The 21,725-nt window shown below is 67.0% G+C and carries 16 protein-coding genes; 6 read left to right on the top strand and 10 right to left on the bottom strand.

What is annotated here, in order from left to right; translation table 11 throughout:
- Positions 1-433: 433 nt before the first annotated feature.
- Positions 434-703: a hypothetical protein gene (locus QLQ85_RS04640; RefSeq protein WP_282737926.1), complete on the bottom strand. Its 270-nt coding sequence runs from the start codon at positions 701-703 to the stop codon at positions 434-436.
- A 424-nt stretch (positions 704-1,127) separates the two neighbouring features.
- On the opposite strand from QLQ85_RS04640, the gene QLQ85_RS04635 reads away from it, so the two are divergent.
- Positions 1,128-1,949, top strand: coding sequence for a helix-turn-helix domain-containing protein (locus QLQ85_RS04635; RefSeq protein WP_282737925.1), 822 nt, complete (start codon positions 1,128-1,130; stop codon positions 1,947-1,949).
- Between the two features lie 55 nt (positions 1,950-2,004).
- Here QLQ85_RS04635 and QLQ85_RS04630 read toward each other — a convergent pair whose 3' ends face one another.
- The 7 genes from QLQ85_RS04630 to gyrA all read right to left on the bottom strand — a co-directional run bounded on the left by QLQ85_RS04630 (position 2,005) and on the right by gyrA (position 12,772).
- A complete protein-coding gene (locus QLQ85_RS04630; protein WP_282737924.1) occupies positions 2,005-2,379 on the bottom strand; it encodes a histone-like nucleoid-structuring protein, MvaT/MvaU family in 375 nt (124 codons plus the stop codon).
- Positions 2,380-2,682: 303 nt separating this feature from the next.
- The gene (gene rpsA / locus QLQ85_RS04625; RefSeq protein WP_282737923.1) at positions 2,683-4,359 is read right to left on the bottom strand and encodes a 30S ribosomal protein S1; all 1,677 of its coding nucleotides are present in this window, start codon (positions 4,357-4,359) and stop codon (positions 2,683-2,685) included.
- A 182-nt stretch (positions 4,360-4,541) separates the two neighbouring features.
- Positions 4,542-5,243: a (d)CMP kinase gene (gene cmk, locus QLQ85_RS04620; RefSeq protein WP_282723709.1), complete on the bottom strand. Its 702-nt coding sequence runs from the start codon at positions 5,241-5,243 to the stop codon at positions 4,542-4,544.
- Positions 5,240-7,549 (bottom strand): bifunctional prephenate dehydrogenase/3-phosphoshikimate 1-carboxyvinyltransferase, encoded by a 2,310-nt coding sequence (locus QLQ85_RS04615; RefSeq protein ID WP_282737922.1) that lies wholly within the window; start codon positions 7,547-7,549, stop codon positions 5,240-5,242. The genes cmk and QLQ85_RS04615 overlap by 4 nt, the downstream gene beginning before the upstream one ends.
- Positions 7,550-7,569: 20 nt before the next feature.
- Positions 7,570-8,661 carry a prephenate dehydratase gene (pheA, locus tag QLQ85_RS04610; protein ID WP_282737921.1) on the bottom strand — a complete coding sequence of 364 codons (1,092 nt, stop codon included), beginning with the start codon at positions 8,659-8,661 and terminating at the stop codon, positions 7,570-7,572.
- A gap of 240 nt (positions 8,662-8,901) precedes the next feature.
- Positions 8,902-10,005, bottom strand: coding sequence for a 3-phosphoserine/phosphohydroxythreonine transaminase (gene serC, locus QLQ85_RS04605; RefSeq protein ID WP_282737920.1), 1,104 nt, complete (start codon positions 10,003-10,005; stop codon positions 8,902-8,904).
- 67 nt (positions 10,006-10,072) lie between these two features.
- Entirely contained in the window at positions 10,073-12,772 is a 2,700-nt protein-coding gene (gyrA, locus tag QLQ85_RS04600) for a DNA gyrase subunit A (RefSeq protein ID WP_282737919.1), read from the bottom strand.
- A gap of 186 nt (positions 12,773-12,958) precedes the next feature.
- On the opposite strand from gyrA, the gene QLQ85_RS04595 reads away from it, so the two are divergent.
- The 5 genes from QLQ85_RS04595 to QLQ85_RS04575 all read left to right on the top strand — a co-directional run bounded on the left by QLQ85_RS04595 (position 12,959) and on the right by QLQ85_RS04575 (position 19,265).
- Positions 12,959-13,891 (top strand): recombination-associated protein RdgC, encoded by a 933-nt coding sequence (locus QLQ85_RS04595; RefSeq protein ID WP_282723714.1) that lies wholly within the window; start codon positions 12,959-12,961, stop codon positions 13,889-13,891.
- A 68-nt stretch (positions 13,892-13,959) separates the two neighbouring features.
- Positions 13,960-15,132, top strand: coding sequence for a 1-acyl-sn-glycerol-3-phosphate acyltransferase (locus QLQ85_RS04590; protein WP_282737927.1), 1,173 nt, complete (start codon positions 13,960-13,962; stop codon positions 15,130-15,132).
- 197 nt (positions 15,133-15,329) lie between these two features.
- The gene (locus QLQ85_RS04585; RefSeq protein ID WP_282737918.1) at positions 15,330-16,517 is read left to right on the top strand and encodes a cation diffusion facilitator family transporter; all 1,188 of its coding nucleotides are present in this window, start codon (positions 15,330-15,332) and stop codon (positions 16,515-16,517) included.
- A 90-nt stretch (positions 16,518-16,607) separates the two neighbouring features.
- Positions 16,608-17,315, top strand: coding sequence for a transglutaminase-like cysteine peptidase (locus tag QLQ85_RS04580; RefSeq protein ID WP_282737917.1), 708 nt, complete (start codon positions 16,608-16,610; stop codon positions 17,313-17,315).
- A gap of 33 nt (positions 17,316-17,348) precedes the next feature.
- On the top strand, positions 17,349-19,265 hold the full coding sequence (locus tag QLQ85_RS04575; RefSeq protein ID WP_282737916.1) for an EAL domain-containing protein: 1,917 nt from the start codon (positions 17,349-17,351) through the stop codon (positions 19,263-19,265).
- 68 nt (positions 19,266-19,333) lie between these two features.
- Here QLQ85_RS04575 and QLQ85_RS04570 read toward each other — a convergent pair whose 3' ends face one another.
- Together QLQ85_RS04570 and QLQ85_RS04565 are read right to left on the bottom strand one after the other, a co-directional pair.
- Positions 19,334-19,675 (bottom strand): tryptophan synthase subunit beta like protein, encoded by a 342-nt coding sequence (locus QLQ85_RS04570; RefSeq protein WP_282723718.1) that lies wholly within the window; start codon positions 19,673-19,675, stop codon positions 19,334-19,336.
- Between the two features lie 106 nt (positions 19,676-19,781).
- Positions 19,782-21,725, bottom strand: a 1,944-nt coding sequence (locus tag QLQ85_RS04565) for a calcium-binding protein (protein WP_282737915.1), incomplete at its 5' end; no start/stop codon positions are given.

The raw sequence follows: 21,725 nt of genomic DNA, 5'->3' as shown, positions 1-21,725 counted from the left end.
AGCCAAGCTCCCACCAGGCAGGGAATCTACCTCCCTGTGGGAGCCACGCTCTGCGGGGCGATGGCGGCGCGAAGCGGCGCTGGGGGTATCGGCCACGTAAGCGGCATCCGCCGGGGCGCCTATCGGTGCCAATCGCTCGGCGCAGCCAAGCTCCCACCAGGCAGGGAATCTACCTCCCTGTGGGAGCCACGCTCTGCGGGGCGATGGCGGCGCGAAGCGGCGCTGGGCAGTCATCCACCAGGTTAGAAGCCACCGCCGGGGCGCCTATCGGCGCCAATCGCTCGGCGCAGCCAAGCTCCCACAGGGGATGGTGGGTACCGGCCACGCTGGAGGCCACCGCCGGGGCGCCTGACGGCGCCAATCGCGCAGAAGCCCTGCGCTGCCACAGGGGCGATGCGCCGCACGGCGGCGCCGGGTGGCTAGCTAACGCGTATCAGGCGATGTGTCCCAGGGACTGCAGCGTCTGCAAGAGGTGGCTGACGCTCTCGGCGGGCTGGGCGTATTCACTCATCAGCGTCTTGAGGCGCTGCTCGAAGGCCTGCTGGCGGGCCTGCTCGTCGTCCTGCTCCCGCTCTTCCAGGGAACGGACCGGCGGCCCGGTGGGAATATCGAGCTTGCTGTCGGGGCTTTCGAGCTCACGAAGCGCTTCGGCGAAGGCGTCGTCGAGTTCGCGGAACTTGCGCAATTTCTCACGCTCGTCCATGGGCTTTCGAGAAGTCTGCTGTTTCATTCGCTACCAGTGGTGTCAGGAGGTCGACGGGGTGGGAAGGAACGCTGGGTCGACGCTCACGCATGATGATCTACCCTGAGTATACCGCCATTGGCGCTCGTGGCGAAGTGGCATTCTCCCCGCGCCGCGGTTCGCACCGGTCATCAGCGGCCACCCACGTCGCCCCTGCGCCCCTGTACTGTGCCCAATCGATCATCACGCAGCCTCGAACTTGCCTTTGGTCCGCTATAACAAGCATAAAGAACTAATGAAATGGAAGAAGGCAACGGCCCCGGGACCGGCTGCCGGCGCATAGCCGTTCGGGGCCATTGCGGACTGCGACAGGCGGGGGATACCTGTCGGCGGGCTCGGCAAGAGGCCGGCCCGGGAACGTCATCTCAAGGGATAAGGCCAGGCAATGTTCAACGAAATGATGCGAGCAGAGATCTGGCTGCAGGAAACCCTGGAGAGCCAGTTGGGCATCGAGGATCTGGCCCAGCGACTCGGCTACTCCTCCTCCCAGGTCCGGCGCCGCTTCCGCCAGAGCTTCGGCATGTCACCCGGCGCCTACCGCGACATGCTGCGCCTCGAGAAGGCCGCCCGGCTGCTGGTGCACACTCCCCATGACATCGGGCAGATCGCCGAGCGATGCGGGTATCGCAACCACTCGGCGTTCAGTCGCGCCTTCCAGCGCCGCTACCGGCGTTCGCCACGCGACTACCGCCGGGCCGAGCGGCTGCACCTGCGCAAGGCCGGGCCGGCCGCGGATCGGGCCTTTCCCGTCGAGCTTCGCCGCACCCCCCCGCGGGAAGCCGTCGTGACCCGGCTCTACACGCCGAGCACGGCGATCGATGCCCCCAGCGAGTGGCGGCAGCACCTGGACGGCAACGACATGCTGCCCAACCGCCTGGGCGAGGCCACGCCCATCGCCATCCTCCACGACCAGCCCCTGGCCAGCGACATGCCGCGCACCGACCTCGGCGTTCAGGTGGCGCATGGCACCACCATCGACATGGCCCTGCCGCTGCCCTTCCGCCTGATCGAACTGCCGGCCAGGCGTTGTGCCTGCGTCACCATCGGCGACATGGAGCAACTGCCCGGGGCCATGCACTTCCTGGTCGGCCACTCGCTGCCCCGGCGGGGCGAGCATCTCAATGGCGAGGCCGCCCGCCTGCTGCATACGCCGGCGGGCCTGGAGCTTCAACTGCCGCTGCTGGAATCCGACGACGCCACGGCCTGACACGACAGCGCCGCCTCGTGGGCGGCGCTGGATGCCTTGCGGGCGGGGCGGAGGATTACTCCTCGACGCGCACCAGCCAGGACTCGACGGTGTCGTTGCCGTGCTCGTCCTTCCAGGCCTTGAGGGTCTTCTGATTACCACCGCGAGTCTCGACGACTTCACCGGTCTTGGGGTTCTTGTAGATCTTCAGCTTGCGCTTGCGACGACCACCGGCCGCCACGGCCTTCGGTGCGGCACTCTTGGCAGACTTGGGATCGAGCAGGGTAATCACATCGGCGGCGCTCTTGTCGAACTCACGCATCAGCGCCTCGAGTTTTTCCTTGAACTCGAGTTCGGCCTTGAGACGCTTGTCGTTCTGCAGCTTCTCCATGTTGTCCTGGAGTTGCTTGAGCTGCTGTTCCATCTGCATGTATTCGCTGAGCAGTGACATATAGTTCTTCCTTCTACGGGTTTCAGGATGCGAGAGCGATTATGAACGCTTGATTGGTTCATGACAATAGTGTGGAGTCGGACGGGTTTAATATCAAGAATCAAGTCATGAACATCAAGGAAAACTTATCCTCGGTAGCGACTCACTCGAAGTAGTGTTAATGATGAAGCCATCACCACAAGTGCAAGATTTAACCGCGGCGATAAATCGGCACGCAAAAAAACGCCGCCCCGGGGGGCGGCGTCTTTCATGGCTGGCAAATGAACCGGAAGCCGGCGTGCGCCTGGCTGCCGCGCCCGTTGCTCAGTCCTGACCCATCTGCTGCTTGATGAGGTCGCCGATGGTGGTCGGACCACCGCTCTCGGGGCTCTCTTCGCGCAGCTTCTTGAGGTTCTGGCGCGTATCGTCCTGGTCCTTGGCCTTGATGGACAGGGCGATCTGGCGGTTCTTGCGATCGACACCGATGATGCGGGCCTCGACACTGTCGCCTTCGCTCAGGACGTTGCGGGCGTCCTCGACACGGTCGGCGCTGATCTCGGAGGCCTTGAGCACGGCGACGACATCGGTCGCCAGCTCGACGTGGGCTTCCTTGGCGTCGACCTCGACCACGCGGCCGGTGACGATGGTGCCCTTGTCGTTGACGGCCAGGAACTCGGCGACCGGATCGGTATCGAGCTGCTTGACGCCCAGGGAGATGCGCTCACGCTCCGGATCGATGGAGAGGATCACGGCCTCGGCCTCGTCGCCCTTCTTGAAGCCGCGCACGGCCTCTTCGCCGGTCTCGGTCCAGGAGATGTCGGAGAGGTGCACCAGGCCATCGATGCCGCCTTCCAGGCCGATGAAGATACCGAAGTCGGTGATCGACTTGATGGTACCGGAGACACGGTCGCCCTTGTTGTACTCGGCGTTGAAGGTCTCCCACGGGTTGGCGGTGCACTGCTTGATACCCAGGGAGATACGACGACGCTCCTCGTCGATGTCGAGGATCATGACGTCGACATCGTCGCCGACCTGCACCACCTTGGACGGGTGGATGTTCTTGTTGGTCCAGTCCATCTCGGAGACGTGGACCAGGCCCTCGACACCCTCTTCGAGCTCGGCGAAGCAGCCGTAGTCGGTGAGGTTGGTGACGGTGGCGTGCACCTTGGTGCCTTCCGGATAGCGATCCTTGATGTTGACCCAGGGATCCTCGCCCAGCTGCTTCAGGCCCAGGGAAACGCGGTTGCGCTCGCGGTCGAACTTGAGCACCTTGACGTTGATCTCGTCGCCCACGGCGACGATCTCGCTGGGGTGCTTGATGCGCTTCCAGGCCATGTCGGTGATGTGCAGCAGGCCGTCGACGCCACCGAGGTCGACGAAGGCGCCGTAGTCGGTGAGGTTCTTGACGATACCGGTGATCTGCTGGCCTTCCTGCAGGGTGGCGAGCAGGGCCTCACGCTCGGCGCTGTTCTCGGCCTCGAGCACGGCGCGACGGGACACGACGACGTTGTTGCGCTTCGGGTCGAGCTTGATGACCTTGAAGTCGAGTTCCTTGTTCTCGAGGTGCGCGGTGTCGCGTACCGGGCGCACGTCGACCAGCGAACCCGGGAGGAAGGCACGGATGGAGTCGACGTCGACGGTGAAGCCGCCCTTGACCTTGCCGTTGATCACGCCCTTGACGATCTCGTCCTTTTCGAAGGCCGCTTCCAGAATCTTCCACGCTTCGGCACGCTTGGCCTTCTCGCGGGACAGGCGGGTCTCGCCGAAACCGTCCTCGACGGCTTCCAGGGCGACGTGGACCTCGTCGCCGACGGCGATGTTCAGCTCGCCGTTGTCGTCGCGGAACTGCGCCGCGGGGATCTGACCTTCAGACTTCAGGCCGGCATTGACGGTGACCCAGTCACCATCGATGTCGACGACGGTAGCCGCGACGATGGCGCCCGGCTCCATGTTGATGTCCTGGAGAGACTGTTCAAACAGTTCAGCAAAGCTTTCGCTCATGATGTTCCTACGTGATCAACGTTGAGTACGGCGTTGCCGCCTTCTCCGCACCACCAGCGAGTGCGGGCCTTATTCACCATGCCTCCGGAGATGTTAACGCTGGTTCGACCTGGCCAGGCTCACGGAAAGTCGAAGTGCCGGACCACGTCATCACATCCTGCCGGAGGCGCCGCAAGGGAGTGTCAGGTGGCGGTTGCCAGACCGCGTTCGGTCAGCAGCTCCGTCAGCCGATCCACCACTTCCGGTATCGTCAGGCGCGTGGTGTCAAGCGTGATGGCGTCATCGGCCGGCTTGAGCGGTGCCACGCTGCGCTGCATGTCGCGCGCATCGCGTGCCTGAATCTCCTTCAAAAGACTCGATAGATTAGCATTCACCCCGGCCTCCTGCAACTGGAGGTGACGCCGCCGGGCACGCTCGGAGGCCGAAGCGGTGAGGAAGATCTTCAGCGGCGCATCCACGAACACCACCGTGCCCATGTCGCGGCCGTCGGCGACCAACCCGGGGGCCTTCTGGAAGGCGCGCTGACGCTGCAGCAGCGCCTGCCGCACCGCCGGCAGCGCGGCGACCTGGGAGGCCGCGTCGCCGATCTGCTCGGTGCGAATGGTGGTGGTGGCGTCGCGCCCTTCCAGCAGCACGGTGGTGGTTTCGCCCTCGGCGACGAAGACCACGTCGAGGTCGCGCGCCACCTCGGCCAGGCCGGCCTCGTCGTCCAGGGCCACCTCGTGCTTGGCGGCGGCCAGGGCGGTGAGGCGATAGAGGGCGCCGGAGTCGAGCAGGTGCCAGCCGAGCCGCTCGGCGATCAGCCGGCTGATGGTGCCCTTGCCGGCCCCGCCGGGTCCGTCGATGGTGACGACCGGGGCCGCGTTCGGCGAGGTCGTGCTCATGCGCCCTCCCCGTTGGCCTGCTCCTCCGCGAGGCTCATGCCGACCCGGCGCGCCAGGTCGATGAAGCCCGGGAAGGAGGTGGCGACGTTGGCGCAGTCGTCGATGACGATCTCGCCGCCGGCGCGCAGCGCGGCCACGGCGAAGGCCATGGCGATGCGGTGATCGCCCAGGCTGTCGATCCGGCCGCCGCCGTAGCTCACGCCTTCGTCGCCACTGCCGACGATATCGATGCCGTCCGGATACAGGGTGTTCTCGACCCCCAGGGCGGTGAGGCCGTCGGCCATGGCCTGCAGGCGGTCGGACTCCTTGACGCGCAGCTCGGAGGCCTCCCGCAGCCGGGTCGTGCCTGCGGCGTTGGCGGCGGCGACGAACAGCGCCGGAAACTCGTCGATGGCCAGCGGCACCTGGTCGACGGGGATCTCGATGCCCTTGAGCGGCGCGTAGCGAATGTGCAGGTCGGCCACCGGCTCGCCGCCCACCTCGCGCTCGTTCGCGAGGCGCAGGTCGGCGCCCATCAGCGTGAGGATGTTGATCACGCCGATGCGGGTCGGGTTGATGCCGACGTGCTCGAGCACCAGGTCCGAGCCCGGGGTGATCGCCGCGGCGACCAGGAAGAAGGTCGCCGAGGAGATGTCGGAGGGCACGTCGATGGGCGCGCTGGTGAGCTTGCCGCCACCCGACAGCCAGCAGGTATCGCCCTCGCGGTGCACCGCATAGCCGAAGCCGGCGAGCATGCGCTCGGTGTGGTCGCGGGTCGGTGCCGGCTCGCGCACCCGGGTCTCGCCCTCGGCGTAGAGCCCGGCGAGCAGCAGGCAGGACTTCACCTGGGCACTGGCCATGGGCATGTCGTAGACGATGCCGGTGAGCGTCTTGCCGCCCTTGATCCTGAGCGGCGGGCGGCCGCCCTCGGCGGTGTCGATCTCGGCCCCCATCAGCCGCAGCGGGTCGGCCACCCGGCCCATGGGGCGCTTGGTCAGCGAGGCGTCGCCGGTGAGCTCGGTGTCGAAGGCCTGGCCGGCCAGCAGCCCGGCGAACAGCCGCATGGCGGTGCCGGCGTTGCCCACGTAGAGGGGCCCGGCGGGCGCCTGGAGGCCGTGCATGCCGACCCCGTGGATGGTCACCCGGCCCTGGTGCGGGCCCTCGATGGCCACGCCCATCTCGCGGAAGGCCTGCAGGGTGGCCAGGCTGTCCTCGCCCTCGAGGAAGCCCTTGACCTCGGTGACGCCCTCGGCGAGCGCACCGAGCATGATCGAGCGGTGGGAGATCGACTTGTCGCCGGGCACGCGGATGCGGCCGGTGACGCCGCCGCCGGGGGCGACCCGGTAGCGCAGCTTCTTGCCTTGTGCTTGCATCTGGTATTCCGCCTGATAACTGGTCTGGTTGAGCAGGGACTCGAAATAGTGTCGAGCATGGCTGGCGCGGTCGAAGATCGCCAGCATGGCATCGGTGTCGCCGGCCTCGACGGCACGCCTGAGCCGGGCCACGCCGGCCTCGAAGTCGTCGAGCGAGGCGAGCACGGCGTCGCGGTTGGCGACGAAGATATCGCGCCACATCACCGGGTCGCTGCCGGCGATGCGGGTGAAGTCGCGAAAGCCGCCGGCGGCGTAGCGGAAGATGTCGAGGCGCTCGTCCTGGCGCGCCAGGGTATCCACCAGCGAGAAGGCCAGCAGGTGCGGCAGGTGGCTGGTGCGGGCGAGCACCTGGTCGTGGCGGGCCACGTCCATCTCCAGCACCTCGGCGTCGCAGGCCGCCCACAGCGCCCGCACCCGGGCCAGGGCCGCGGGATCGGTGTCCGGCTCGGGGGTGAGGATCACCTTGTGGTTGGCGTAGAGGCACGGGTCGGCGGCGGCCACGCCGCTCTTCTCGGAGCCGGCGATGGGATGGCCGAGCACCAGGTTGGCGGGCACCCGGCCGAAGGCGTCGACCGCGCAGTCGCGGATGGCGGCCTTGGTGCTGCCCACGTCGGTGATCGCCACGCCCGGCGCGGCCGTGCCGAGGCACCCGGCGAGCTCGCGCATCACCGGCCCCATGGCCAGCACCGGCACCGCCAGCACGATCAGCGAGGCGCCCTCGACCAGCGGCGCGAGCCGGGTGTCGCCGCGGTCGATCAGGCCCATCTCGATGCCCAGGGCGATTTCGTCCGGGCTGGGGTCGCAGGCGACGATCTCGGCTCTCTTCACCGGCCCGCCCCCGCCGGCATCGTCGCTATCGCGACGACCGAAGCCTGCCTGTCGCAGGGCCGCGGCCAGCGAGCCGCCGATCAACCCCAGGCCGACGATCAGGATCCGCGATTCATTGAGCTTCATGCCTGACGTCTGCCCCATGCCTAGAGCACGCCCACCGGGTAGGAGCCGAGCACCTTGACCTCGGCGGCACGCAGCTGGACTTCCTCCAGCACGGCGGCGACCCGAGGTTCATCGCGGTGGCCCTTGAAGTCGATGAAGAAGACGTAGTTCCACACCCCGCTGCGCGACGGCCGGGTCTCCAGGCGCGTCAGGTCGATCTGGTGGCGATGGAAGGGCTCGAGCAGGTCGTGCAGGGCACCGGGCTGGTTGCGCATGGCGACGACGATGGAGGTCTTGTCCTCGCCGGACATGGGCACGTCCTGGTAGCCGATGATCAGGAAGCGCGTGGAGTTGTCCGGGCGGTCCTCGATCTTCTCGGCGAGCCGGGTCAGACCGTAGAGCTTGGCGGCCATGTCGCCGGCGATGGCCGCACTGTGCCACTCGGTCTTGACCAGGCGGGCGGCCTCGGCGTTGGACGACACCGGCACCCGCTCGGCATGGGGAAAATGGGCATCGAGCCACTTGCGGCACTGGGCGAAGGACTGCGGGTGCGAGTAGATCCGCGAGACCTTGTCCTGGCGGGTGGTCTCGGCCACCAGCAGGTGGTGATGGATGCGCAGCACCACCTCGCCGCAGATGCGCATCGAGGAGTCCATGAAGGAGTCGAGGGTGTGGTTGACCACGCCCTCGGTGGAGTTCTCCACCGGCACCACGCCGTAGTTGACCGCCCCCGCCTCGACCTCGCGGAACACCTCGTCGATGGCGGCCATGGGCATGCTCTGGGCGCTCTCGCCGAAGTGCTTGAGCGCGGCCTGCTGGGTGAAGGTGCCCTCGGGGCCGAGATAGGCCACCTTGATCGGCTGCTCCAGCGCCAGGCAGGCGGACATGATCTCGCGGAACAGCCGCGCCATCTCCTCGCTGTCGAGCGGGCCCTGGTTGAGCGCCATGATCCGGCGCAGCACCTGGGCCTCGCGCTCGGGGCGATAGAAGACCGCCCCGGGGTCCTCGGCGGTCTTGACCTGGGCGACCCGCTGGGCGCAGGCCGCGCGCTCGCTGATCAGCCGCAGGATATCGCCGTCCAGCTCATCGATGCGCTGCCGCAGCGCCTCGAGATCGATGGGGGTGTCGGTCATGCGTTGTCCCCTGAGTTATCGTTTGGTGTCCAGGAATCCGTCCAGCGCCGAGATCTGAATCTGACCCCGCGCCCCCTGTGGGAGCTTGGCTCCGCCGAGCGATTGGCGCCGCCAGGCGCCCCAGCGGTGGCCACCCATCTGACGGATGACCACCAGCGCCGCTTCGCGCCGCATCGCCCCTGTGGGAGCGCAGATTTTCTGCGCGATTGGCGCCGCAGGCGCCCCGGCAGTGTCTCCACCCTACCCCCGCCGCTGCTCGAAATCGGCCATGAAGGCGATCAGCGCGTCCACGGCTTCCTCGGGCACGGCGTTGTAGAGGCTGGCGCGCATGCCGCCCACGCTGCGGTGGCCCTGGAGGTTGAGCAGGCCGGCCTCCTCGGCCTCGGCCAGGAACGGCTTGTCGAGGCGGTCGTCGGCGAGCACGAAGGGCACGTTCATCCGCGAGCGGTTGCGCAGCACGATCGGGTTGGCGTAGAGGCCGCTGCCGTCGATGGCGGCATAGAGTTTCTCGGCCTTGCGGGCGTTGATGGCGTCCATGGCGGCCAGGCCACCGATGTCCTCCTTCAGCCACTGGAACACCAGGCCGGCCAGGTACCAGCTGTAGGTGGCCGGGGTGTTGATCATGGAACCGGCATCGCTCAGCGCCTTGTAGCCGAACAGCGAAGGCATGTCGGGCCGGGCCCGCTCGAGCAGGTCCTCGCGCACGATCACCACCACCAGGCCGGCGGGGCCGATGTTCTTCTGGGCGCCGGCGTAGATGACCCCGAACCTGGACACGTCCAGCGGACCCGAGAGGATCGACGAGGACATGTCGCAGACCAGCGGCACCTCGCTGCCGTCGGGCCGCACCGCCTCGGGGATGTAGTCGAACTCCAGCCCGCCGATGGTCTCGTTGGCGGTGTAGTGCAGGTAGGCGGCGTCGGCCGAGAGGGCGATGGCCGACGGCCGCGGCACGGCGCTGTGGCCGTTCTCCTCGCTGCTCGCGGCGATATGGGCGCCCCCGAACAGGTGGCGCGCCTCCCCGATCGCCTTCTTGCCCCAGATGCCGGTGTAGAGGAAGTTGGCCGTGCCGCCGGCGCCGAGCAGATTGTAGGGCACCGCGGCGAACTGCAGGGTGGCCCCGCCCTGGGTGAACAACACCTTGTAGTTGGCCGGAATGGCCAGCAGCTCGCGCAGGTCGGCCTCGGCCTGCTCGGCGATGGCGACGTAGTCCGCGGCCCGGTGGCTCATCTCCATCACCGAGAGCCCGCGCCCGCGGTAGTCGAGCAGTTCCTCGCGGGCCCGTTCCAGCACCCTGGTGGGCAGCGCGGCCGGGCCGGCGCAGAAGTTGTAGTGGCGTGTCATCAGCGTCGTATTCCTAAGCATCCTGTGGGGTCAGACCCCAAAGTATTCTGAGGGGTCTGACCCCATTCTATTCTTCGGTGCCCTCGGGGCCCGCCTCGCCGTCGCCCTCACCCTCGGCATCGACCACCTCCTCGATGCCCTCGGGCTCGTCGACGCGCACCGTCTTGACCAGCTTCTCGTCGTTGCCCAGGCGGATCAGCATCACGCCCTGGGTGTTGCGCGAGGTGATCGAGACCTCGTCGACGCGGGTGCGCACCAGGGTGCCGCGGTCGGTGATCAGCATCATCTCGTCAGAGGAGTAGACCTGCATGGCGGCGACCAGCGAGCCGTTGCGCTCGCTGGTCTGCATGGCGATGACGCCCTGGCCGCCGCGGCCGCGCAGCGGGAACTCCTCCAGGCGGGTACGCTTGCCGTAGCCGTTCTCGCTGGCGGTGAGGATATAGATCTGGCCGCCGTTGCCGTTTCCATTGCCGTTGCCGGCCGGGAGGGCGGTGCCCTCCTCGTCCTCGGCCTCGAGATCGGCCTCGGCGTCGATCTGCTGGCTCTGGGGAATGATCAGGCTGATCACCTCGGCGCCACCGAGCAGGCGCATGCCGCGCACGCCGCGGGCGGTACGGCCCATGGCGCGCACGTTGCCCTCCTCGAAGCGGATCGCCTTGCCGTTGGACGACAGCAGCATGACGTGGTCGGTGCCCGTGGTGATGGCGGCGCCCACCAGGCGGTCGCCCTCCTCCAGGTCGATGGCGATCAGGCCGACGCTGCGCGGCCGCGAGAACTGCTCGAGGCTGGTGCGCTTGACGGTGCCGCGGGAGGTGGCGAAGAAGATGTAGCTCTCCGGGTCGTAGTCGCGCACCGGCAGGATGGCGTTGATCGCCTCGCCCTCGTCCAGCGGCAGCAGGTTGACCAGCGGCTTGCCCCGCGAGCCGCGGCTGGCGTTGGGCATCTCGTAGACCTTGAGCCAGTAGACCTTGCCCTTGTTGGAGAACAGCAGCACGGTGTCGTGGGTCGAGGCCACCAGCAGGTGCTCGATGACGTCCTCGTCCTTCATGGCGGTGGCGGACTTGCCGCGGCCGCCACGACGCTGGGCCTGGTAGTCGGAGAGCGGCTGGGTCTTGGCGTAGCCCGAGCGCGACACGGTGACCACCATGTCCTCCTCGGCGATCAGGTCCTCGAGGCGCAGGTCGAGGTGGCTGGCCTGGATCTCGGTGCGGCGCGGGTCGCCGAACTGGTCGCGCACGGCGGTCAGCTCCTCGCGGATCACCTCGAGCAGGCGGTCGGCGGAGGCCAGGATGGCGGTGAGCTCGGCGATCTGCTCGAGGATCTTCAAGTACTCGTCGAGCAGCTTCTCGGTCTCGAGGCCGGTCAGGCGGTGCAGGCGCAGCTCGAGGATGGCCTGGGCCTGGGCCGGCGAGAGGCGGTACTGGCTGCCGGCCTGGTCGAGACCGAAGCCCTCCTCGAGCTCCTCGGGCTTGCAGGAGGTGGCGCCGGCGCGCTCGAGCATGCCGGTGACCTGCCCCGGCGGCCAGGTGCGGGCCAGCAGCTTCTCCTTGGCCTCGGCGGCATTCGGCGAGGCCTTGATCAGCTCGATCACCTCGTCGATGTTGGAGATGGCGACGGTCAGGCCCTCGAGGATATGGCCACGCTCGCGGGCCTTCTTCAGCTCGAACAGGGTGCGCCGGGTCACGACCTCGCGGCGGTGACGGATGAAGGCCTCGAGGATCTCCTTGAGGTTCATGATCTTCGGCTGGCCGTCCTCGATGGCGACCATGTTGATGCCGAAGACGTTCTGCAACTGGGTCTGGGCGAAGAGGTTGTTAACCACCACCTCGCCGCTCTCGCCACGCTTGACCTCGATCACCACGCGCAGGCCGTCCTTGTCGGATTCGTCGCGCAGCTCGGCGATGCCGTCGATCTTCTTGTCCTTGACCAGCTCGGCGATCTTCTCGATCAGCCGCGCCTTGTTCACCTGGTAGGGCAGCTCGCTGACGATGATGTGGTCGCGGCCGCTCTTGTGGTCATGCTCGATGGTGTGGCAGGCACGCACATAGACCCTGCCGCGCCCGGTGCGGTAGGCCTCGAGGATGCCGGCACGCCCGTTGATGATGCCCCCGGTGGGGAAGTCGGGCCCCGGGATATGCTCCATCAGGTCGTCGACGCTGAGGGTGTAGTCGTCGATCAGTGCCAGGCAGGCGTTGATCACCTCGACCATGTTGTGCGGCGGAATATTGGTCGCCATGCCCACGGCGATGCCCGAGGAGCCGTTGATCAGCAGGTTGGGCACCTTGGTCGGCAGCACGTCGGGGATGCGTTCGGTGCCGTCGTAGTTGTCGACCCAGTCGACGGTGTCCTTCTCGAGGTCGGCCAGCAGCTCGTGGGCGAGCCGCGCCATGCGCACCTCGGTGTAACGCATGGCGGCGGCGCTGTCGCCGTCGATGGAACCGAAGTTGCCCTGGCCGTCGACCAGCACATGGCGCATGGAGAAGTCCTGGGCCATGCGCACGATGGTGTCGTAGACGGCACTGTCACCGTGGGGGTGATACTTACCGATGACATCGCCCACCACACGGGCTGACTTCTTGTAGGCCTTGTTCCAATCGTTGCCGAGCTCGTGCATGGCAAACAGCACGCGCCGGTGGACCGGCTTGAGGCCATCGCGCACGTCGGGCAGCGCACGGCCGATGATCACGCTCATCGCGTAATCGAGGTACGACTGCTTGAGTTCGTCCTCGATGTTGACTGGCAGAATCTCTCTGGCGATGTCACCCATGGGTCGTCGAATCCTTTGCACTGCAACGGGTTGGCGCCGCGGCCCGCCTCGGCGGGGGGCACCACAACAGCCTCACATCATATCACCGTGGGCCGCGCAAAGGCAGCTCGGGGAGCGCGGGCTTTCACTGGCACCCCCGCCTCCCTTTGTCCATAATGTGCCTCCTTTTCGCTCGAGAAATGCTTCATGTGGTTCAAGCACTTGCACCTATACCGTCTACACGGCGCGCCGGCGCTCGACGCGGCCGCCCTGGAAGCCGCCCTGTCCGAGCAGGCGTTTCGCCCCCTGGGCGGCAGCGAGCCGCGCCGCCTGGGCTGGTGTGCCCCCGCCGGCCGTGCCGGCACCCAGTTGCTCCATGAGCTGCAGGGCCAGCGGCTGATCACCGCCCTGCGCCAGGAACGCCTGTTGCCCGCCTCGGTGGTGCGCGAGGAGGTCGAGGAGCGCAGCGCCGAACTCGAGGCCCGCGAGGGGCGCAAGCTGCGCCGCCAGGAGAAGCTCGGCATCAAGGAGCAGGTCTATGAGGAGCTGCTGCCGCGGGCCTTCGTGCGCACCCAGAAGGTCGACCTGTGGTGGGACACCCGCCGCGGCCTGATCGGCGTGAACACGAGTTCGCGCAAGCGTGCCGAGGAGGTGCTGGACCTGCTGCGCGAGACCCTGGGCAGCCTCAAGGTCACCCCGCTCTCGAGCCAGACCCTGCCGATGCGGGCGATGACCGGCTGGCTGGTCGAGCCCGGCGAGCGCCCGGCCGACATGGTGCTGGGCGACCAGGTGGAGCTCAAGGCCAAGGGTGACGACGGCGTGCTGCGCGCCCGCCAGGTCGACCTCGACAGCGACGAGATCCAGCGACTGCTGGAGAGCGGCCGTCAGGCGAGCAAGCTGGCACTGGAGATCGAGGGCCGGTTAAGCTTCGTGCTGCACGACGACCTCGCCCTCAAGTCGCTGCGCTTCGGCGATGCGCTGATCGACGAGGCCACCAACAGCGACGACGGCGACGATGCCCTGGTACGCCTGGAGACCGACTTCCTGCTGATGTCGCAGGCACTCGGCGAGAACGTCGATCGGCTGATCGACTGGCTCGGTGGCGAGGCCGGCACCACGAGCGACCAGAGGGTCGCATGACCGTGTCCGGCGATCCCCCCACTGGCGACACGCCCGACCATGTTCCCGACAACCACCACCACAAGCGCATGACCGAACCCCGAACCGACGAGCAGCAGACCGATCCGTGGGCCGAGATTCGCCCCTATCACGACGACGAGGTCGCCGAGGTACTGGCGCGGCTGGCCCACGATCCCGAGCTGCTGGACGCCCTGACCCGTTTTCGGCTGCCGCGGCTGTCGCGCTTCATGCCGCGCCTGTCCCGTACCCTGGCCAGCATCGTGATCCGCCGCGAGGTGCGCGACGTGACCAGCGTGCGCGACTTCCAGCAGCGCATCGCCGGCTACATGGAGCGCATGATCCGCACCACCACCGACGACTTCCGGGTCGACGGGCTGGAGGCGCTCGACCATGACACCGCCTACCTGTTCATCGGCAACCACCGCGACATCTCGCTCGACCCGGCCTTCGTCAACTATGCGCTGTATCTCGCCGGGCGCGACACGGTGCGCATCGCCATCGGCGACAACCTGCTCAAGAAGCCCTACGTCACCGACCTGATGCGGCTCAACAAGAGCTTCATCGTGCCGCGCAGCGCCCGCGGCAAGCGCGCCATGCTGGCGGCGTACCACAACCTTTCCGCCTATATTCACCACTCCATCATCGAGGACAACCACTCGATCTGGATGGCCCAGCGGGAAGGCCGCGCCAAGGACGGCATCGATCGCACCGATCCCGCCATCATCAAGATGATGACCATGTCGCGACGCTCGCGGGACCGCGACCTGCCGGTCGGCGAGGCGATCCGCGAGCTGCGCCTGGTACCGGTCTCGATCAGCTACGAGTACGACCCCTGCGACGTGCAGAAGGCCCGCGAGCTGCATGCCGTGCACGCCAGCGGCAACTACGAGAAGAGCGAGTTCGAGGACATCATGTCGATCGTCGCCGGCATCACCGGCCACAAGGGGCGGGTGCACCTGCGCTTCGGCGCGCCGCTGGCGGCGGACTTCGACAGCGCCGATGAGGTGGCCGCGGAGATCGACCGCCAGGTGCTCGAGGGCTACCACCTCTTCCCCAGCCACTACCTGGCCCTGGAAACGCTGGGCGATGCCCCGGAGCTGGTCGACCTCTCGGAGGTCACCGATGCCGACAGGGCGACCTTCCAGGCCCGGTTGCAGCAGGTGCCGGCCGAGCTGCGCGAGTGGTGGCTGGCCCAGTACGCCAACCCGGTGCGCAACCGGGCGGGCAGAGTAGGCGACTAGCCGGCCGCCATCTGGCGCCGCTTCGCGCCGCATCGCCCCGCACAGCGTGGCTCCCACAGGGAGGCAGATCCCCGCCCCTGTGGGAGCTTGGCTCCGCCGAGCGATTGGCGCCGCAGGCGCCCCGGTGGAGGCCGCCAAGGTGGCCGATACCTGGCCCGGCGCTGCCGGTCTCCCATATCAACTGGATGATGACCACCATGGGCCACTCCCACGCACCTCACCCCCCCCTGCCGCCGGATCGCGGCGCCCAGACCCGCGAGGCCCACAAGGTCACGCTGATCGGGGCGCTGATCGACTTCGTGGTCGGGGTGGCGAAGATGGTCACCGGCTTCATGGTCGGTTCGGCGGCCCTGGTGGCCGACGGCATCCACTCCTTCTCGGACATCGTCACCGACGTCTTCGTGATCGCGGCGACCCACTTCGGCCGCCAGGAACCCGACAGCAACCACCCCTACGGTCACGGCCGCATCGAGACCCTGGCCACCCTGTGGCTCGGCAGCGTGCTGATCTTCGTCGCCGGCGGTATCGCCTGGGCCAGCCTGTCCCGGCTGATCGGCGGCGACCCCATTCCCGCGCCCGGCCTATGGGCCATCGGCATCGCGGTGGTGGCCCTGCTCGCCAAGGAGTGGATCTACCGCTACACCCTGCGCGTGGCCAAACGGATCAACTCGCGCCTGCTCGAGGCCAACGCCTGGCACTCCCGCTCGGATGCGCTCTCCACCGTGGTGGTGCTGATCGGCCTGGTGGCCGCCCAGTTCGGGGTCGGCTGGATGGACGCGGTGGCGGCGACCGTGGTCGGCGTGATGGTCGGCCAGGTGGGCGGTCGCCTGCTGTGGGAGTCGAGCCAGGAGCTGATCGATACCGCCCTGCCGGCGGGGGATCGTGACCGGATGCAGCAGATCGCCGAGCGGGTGCCCGGCGTCAACGGCGTACACGACCTGCGCACGCGTACCCTGGGCAGCCACGCCCTTCTCGACCTGCATATCGTGGTGCCGCCGCGGGTCACGGTGTCCGAGGCCCACGAGATCGGCAACGAGGTCAGCCGCCGGCTGCGCGAGGCCTTCCCCAACCTCGCCGACGTGACGTTCCATATCGACCCGGAGGACGACTCCGGCGAGACCGAGCACAGCCTGCGCCCCGGCATGCCGCTGCGCGGCGACGTCGAGGGGATGCTCGACGATATCTGGGGCGACATTCGGGTCTGGAACGCCCGGGTGGCACTCGACCTGCACTACCTGGACAATCAGGTGGACGTGTCGATCTATGTCGACGAATTGCCCACCGGCCAGAGCCTCGACGAGGCCGCCGACGACCTGCGCCAGGCGGCGCGCGGCCTGGCGTGGATCGGCCGCTTGCGGGTCTGGAAGGGCCCGGGCAAGGGCTGAGCTTCGTTGATGTCAGGCTTCTCATATCCCTCGCATTAGAGAGTTCATCCCCCTAAACTTGAGCGATTACTCATCCTGTCTCGAGTCACGATGCCCAAGCCTCGCCACCGGACCCTCGCCGCGCCCGGGCGCCGCCGCTTCCTGGCGGGCCTGGGCTCCCTGGTGCTGGCCGCCGGCCTGGGGCTGCAGGCATCGGGCGTCGGTGCCAACCTGGACCCGCCGCGACTGCGCGAGAACATGCAGCGCCTCTACGGCTCGCGGGGGCTGGCCGTGCTCGAGGAGTGGTTCGCGCTGCTCGATCGCCTCGCCGGGGCGGAGCTCAACACCCAGCTCCGCGACGTCAACGATTTCTTCAATCGCCGCGTGCTGTGGGTGGATGACATCGACATCTGGGGACGCGAGGACTTCTGGGCAACGCCGCTGGAGACCATGGGCCAGGGCCGGGGCGATTGCGAGGACTACTCCATCGCCAAGTACGTGACCCTCAAGCAACTGGGCGTGCCCGGCGCGCGGCTGCGCATGATCTATGTCCGCGCGCGCATCGGCCGCAGCCGGATCACCCAGGCGCACATGGTGCTGGGCTACTACGCAACACCTGCCGCCGAGCCACTGCTGCTCGACAATCTGGTGCCATCGATCACCCCGGCCTCGCAGCGCACCGACCTCGATCCCTTGTTCAGCTTCAACAGCAGCGGGCTCTGGGCCGGTGGCTCCACCGAGTCGCGGGCCGACCCGCTGGCCCGGCTGTCGCGCTGGCGCAACGTGATCGACCGCATGCAACAGCAGGGATTCATCTGATTCGGGTCTTGAACCCATGGGGGGAACACCGAGATGTCGCTCATCAAGCAGCTCTGGCTGACCATCGTGGTACTGCTGCTGCTGGCCTTCGTCGGCAGCCTGTTCATCGGTGTGAGCACCAGCCGGCATTACATCGAGCAGGAAGTGCGCATCAAGAACGCCGACAACGCCAATGCCCTGGCGCTCTCGATGAGCCAGCTCGACAAGGACCCGGTCACCATCGAGCTGCTGATGGCGGCCCAGTACGACACCGGCCACTATCAACTGATCGAGTTGCGCGCCCCGGACGGCGAGATCATCGAGCGGCGCGGGAACAGCGAGCACATCGGGGATCTCCCCGGCTGGTTCGTCGACCTGGTGCGTTTCGAGGTCCCGCCCGGCCAGGCGGTGGTGCAGGACGGCTGGCGCCAGTACGGCACCCTGACCCTGCAGAGCCATCACAGCTTCGCCTACCGTTCGCTGTGGCATAGCGCCCGCAACCTGGCGGGCTGGTTCGCCGTGGCCGGCGCGATCAGCCTGCTGATGGCCTGGTGGATCGTGCGCACCATCCGCCAGCCGCTCCTCTCTGTGGTCGCCCAGGCCCGCGACATCGGCGTTCGACGCTTCACCACCTCCAGGGAGCCCCGTACCCGGGAACTGCGCGAGGTGGTGCAGGCCATGAACCAGCTGTCGGGTACGGTGCAGGAGATGCTGAGCCAGGAGAGCGAAAAGCTCGACCTGCTGCGCCGCCGCCTGCAGCACGACCCGCTGACCGGCGTGCTGGACCGCGATGCCTTCCTCGCCCAGCTGCGGGCCAGCCTGGGGAGCAACGGACACCGGGCCAGCGGCAGCCTGGCCATGGTGCGCCTCGCTCGGCTCACCGAGGTGAACCAGCGGCTGGGGCGTCCACGCACCGACGCCCTGCTCAAGGAGCTGGCCCACAGCCTCGACCAGCTCGGCAAGGTACGCGGTGGCGGCCTGGTCGGGCGCCTGAACGGCAGCGACTTCGCCCTCCTGCTGCCGGGCAGCAGCGACCTCGAGGAGCTCGGCCACGAGCTCTCGCAGCGGCTCCAGGCCCTGCAGGAAGAGGAGAAGGCAGCGACGCTCGGCCTGCCCTCGGCGTTGCTCGACTACGCCCAGGGCGACCACCTCAACGAGCTGCTGGCGAGCCTGGACGGCGCCCTGGCCGGCGCCGAGGCCAAGGGCGACCGCGGCCAGTCCATCGCCCAGGGCGCCGCGCGCGAGACCCTCTACGCCAGCCATGCCGACTGGCGGGAGGCCCTCCACCAGGCCATGGCGCAAGGCGTCTACCTGGGCCACTATCCGGTGCTCGATGCCCAGGACAGGCTGTTGCACCACGAATGCCCTGCCCGGCTACGCCTGAAGGGGGAGTGGCGGCCGGCGGGGGTCTTCCTGCCCTGGATCTCGCGCCTGGAACTCGATACCGAACTGGACCTGGCGGTGGCCCGCGCCGCGATCAAGGACATCGCCCAGCGGGGCAAGCCGGTCGGCATCAACCTGTCGCCGGCCTCGATCCGCGACTCGCGCTTCGTGCTGGACCTGCGCGCCCTGCTGCGCTCACACCCCGAAGCCGCCGAGAAACTCTGGCTGGAACTGCCCGAATCGATGGCGATTCACAACCTGGCGGGCTTCCGCAGCCTGTGTCGCGAGCTGCAGCCACTCGGCTGCCGGATCGGCCTGGAGCACGTGGGCGCCGAGTTCAACCACATCGCCGACCTGCACGACCTGGGGCTCGCCTACCTCAAGATCGACGACTCCCTGGTCAAGGGGGTCGATACCAGTGCCGAGCAGCAGACCATCCTGCGCGGCATGGCCACGCTCTGCCACTCGCTGGGCATCCTGGCCATCGCCGAGGGGGTCGACCGCGTCGCGGAGACCCGGGTGCTGTTCGAGCTGGGCCTCGATGGCGTTACCGGCCCCGGCGTTCGCCAGCACGACAAGCCCGCCTGAGAAGGCGGGCCGACGGCGAATGACAGCGGGACTCGGGAAACGCCGGGCGATCGGCTCGCGGCCTGCGCCTAGATCACCCCTCCACTCTCGTCGTCCGAGCCCGACACCAGGTTCAGGCCATTGAGCCGGCGACGCAGCGACTGACGCTCCATGACCTTCTGCTGGGCCGCCTCGGGCAGGTCGGTGAAGCTGATCACGCCCTTGTCCATGAGCAGTTCGATCACGTCCTCCAGCACGCGGACGAAGGCCAGGTCCGAGGCCTGGAAATGCGCAGCCCCTTCGCCGCCCTCGCCCTCCATCAGGAAGGCCAGCAGCTCCGGTGCATTCGCCGGCATGAACTCCTTGCAGTCCGGCGTCGCCTCGCGGCTGACCAGTTCGATGTGGCCATCGTCGTTGCGCTTGATGTACATGGCAGTGGCCTCAAGAATCGCATGGCGTGCATTTAACGTCAGAATAGCAAGCGCCCCACCCGGTGTCGTCAGGTGGGGCGCCAGTGGCTCTCGGCGAGGCCGAAGGTTACTGGTCGATATTCAGCTGATCGTTGGTTAGCAATTGCTGGATGAAGTCTTCGGATGACAGGTCACCCATGTCATGGTTCTCCAGCACGATCTTCTGATCCGCATTGGCACCTCCCGCGTCGAGGCCTCCATCATGCTTGATGTAGAGCGTCGTGTTGTCTCCATCCTGCTCGGCAAAGATGAAGTCGTTGATATCACCGGACTCCTCACCCTGCAGGAGATCGGCGAGATCGAGGACATTCTGGCCTTCGCCGAAGTCCTTGACAATGTCGGTGGCCGGAGCATTCTCTGCCCCCTGGTCACCGAGGTTCCACTTGAAGACGTCATCGCCGAACCCGCCTATCAGGATGTCGTTAACGCCCCCCCCGGCCAGGATATCATTGCCGGCACCACCGTCGAGGATGTCGTCGCTGCCGTTGCCCTGAATGATGTCATTGCCGTCGGTGCCCTGCAGCACATCACCATCCGCGTCCAGGGTGAAGTCCCAACTGGTCGTCGCCTGATCGCCGTCGCCATCGGTAATGGTTGCAGAGAGCTGCAGATGCTGGTCCGTACCCTCGATGCTGGTGACGATTTCGGCCGAGGCCACGCCGAAGCCATTGCCGGTATCGTTCAAGGCGCTGATGTAGACCGTATCGAAGGCCTCGTCGGACGTTACGGTCCAGGTGCCATCACCATTATCGTGGGCCTCGAATGCCTCCGTCTGGCCACTATCTTTCCAGAAGGTTGGCACTTCGCCGGCATCGAGCCCCCAGAAGCTGAAGTTAATGCTGTAAACCGCCAGGGGGTCCGCTCCGCCAGCGGGCTCGTTTATGGTCTTGCCGCCGGGCCCCGATGTCGACCAGCCTTCACCATCGTAGAAGGTGAGGGCCAGTGTCTCGGAGGGATCGTCGATCGTGGAGCCTTGTGAAACCCCCAGCCCGTTGTTGTTGTAGTTGACTGTATTGCTGCCATTGGCCTGGGCCTTGATAAAGATGGAACCAGTCTCGCCTACGGTGTCGGCGTTCGTGAAATAGGCCGCACCGTTATTGCCTCCCCCAAAGCCGCTGGAGAACCCCACCAGCAACGAGGACTGGGAGCCATCCAAGTGACCCAGCTGTGTCAATGTATAGGAGCCATCTCCATTGTAGGCAACGGTGAATATGGTGATCTCGTTGTTCGCATCGTCGAGGTAATAGGCGTCCAGCGAGCCATCATCGTTTTCCCGGTAGAGCAGATTATTTCCCTCGGAACTCATGCGCTGCCCGGTTTCCGGGTTGAGCCAGTAAGTGCCATCATTGCTACCCGACAGGATCACGCTAGCGCCTTGCTGATCGGCCCCGAATGAGAACGGAATCTCGTCAGTGAGAGACACTCCTTGCTGGTTAGCCATCAATGCCGTGCGAACAGGAGCAATCTGAGGGACATCATCGATGATGTCGATGGTCAGGGTGCCGGTGGCGCTACTGCCGCCCACCCCGTCGACTTGTAGCGCGACCGTATCGGCCAGGCTCGTGTCATCGTCTGGTTGCTCGTGAGTCTGGGCGGCCTTCAGGGTATAGGTGTAGTCAATGGTCGCCGTCTTGTTGCCGTCCGCACTGTGATAGCCGGTCAACTGCAGCATCCCTTCTCCCGTATCGATCACGGCGGAAGGTGATGACGCTGACAGCGCCTGGAGCTGTGCCAGAGTGAAGGTCTGCCCCCCTACGGTGACACTGGCTACTCCATCACTGGCCGAGACCTGGAAGCTACCGGTGTCGGTCTCGCTGTCACTGTCCGCGTTACTTCCGTTGACCAGCCCGGCCTCGTAGACGGTGCTATCGGCTCCCTCGGCACTTACCGTGACACCGGCAGTATCGGTGGCGCCGTTGATGGTGAGGGTCAGGGTGGCGGTGCTGGTGTCACCGTCGGCGTCGGTCAGCGTGTAGTCGAAGGTCTCGGTGAGGGTCTCGCCGTCGTCGAG

Source organism: Halomonas kalidii (assembly GCF_030010475.1).
GTDB lineage: Bacteria > Pseudomonadota > Gammaproteobacteria > Pseudomonadales > Halomonadaceae > Halomonas > Halomonas heilongjiangensis.
This window is presented reverse-complemented; position numbering and strand designations above follow the sequence as displayed.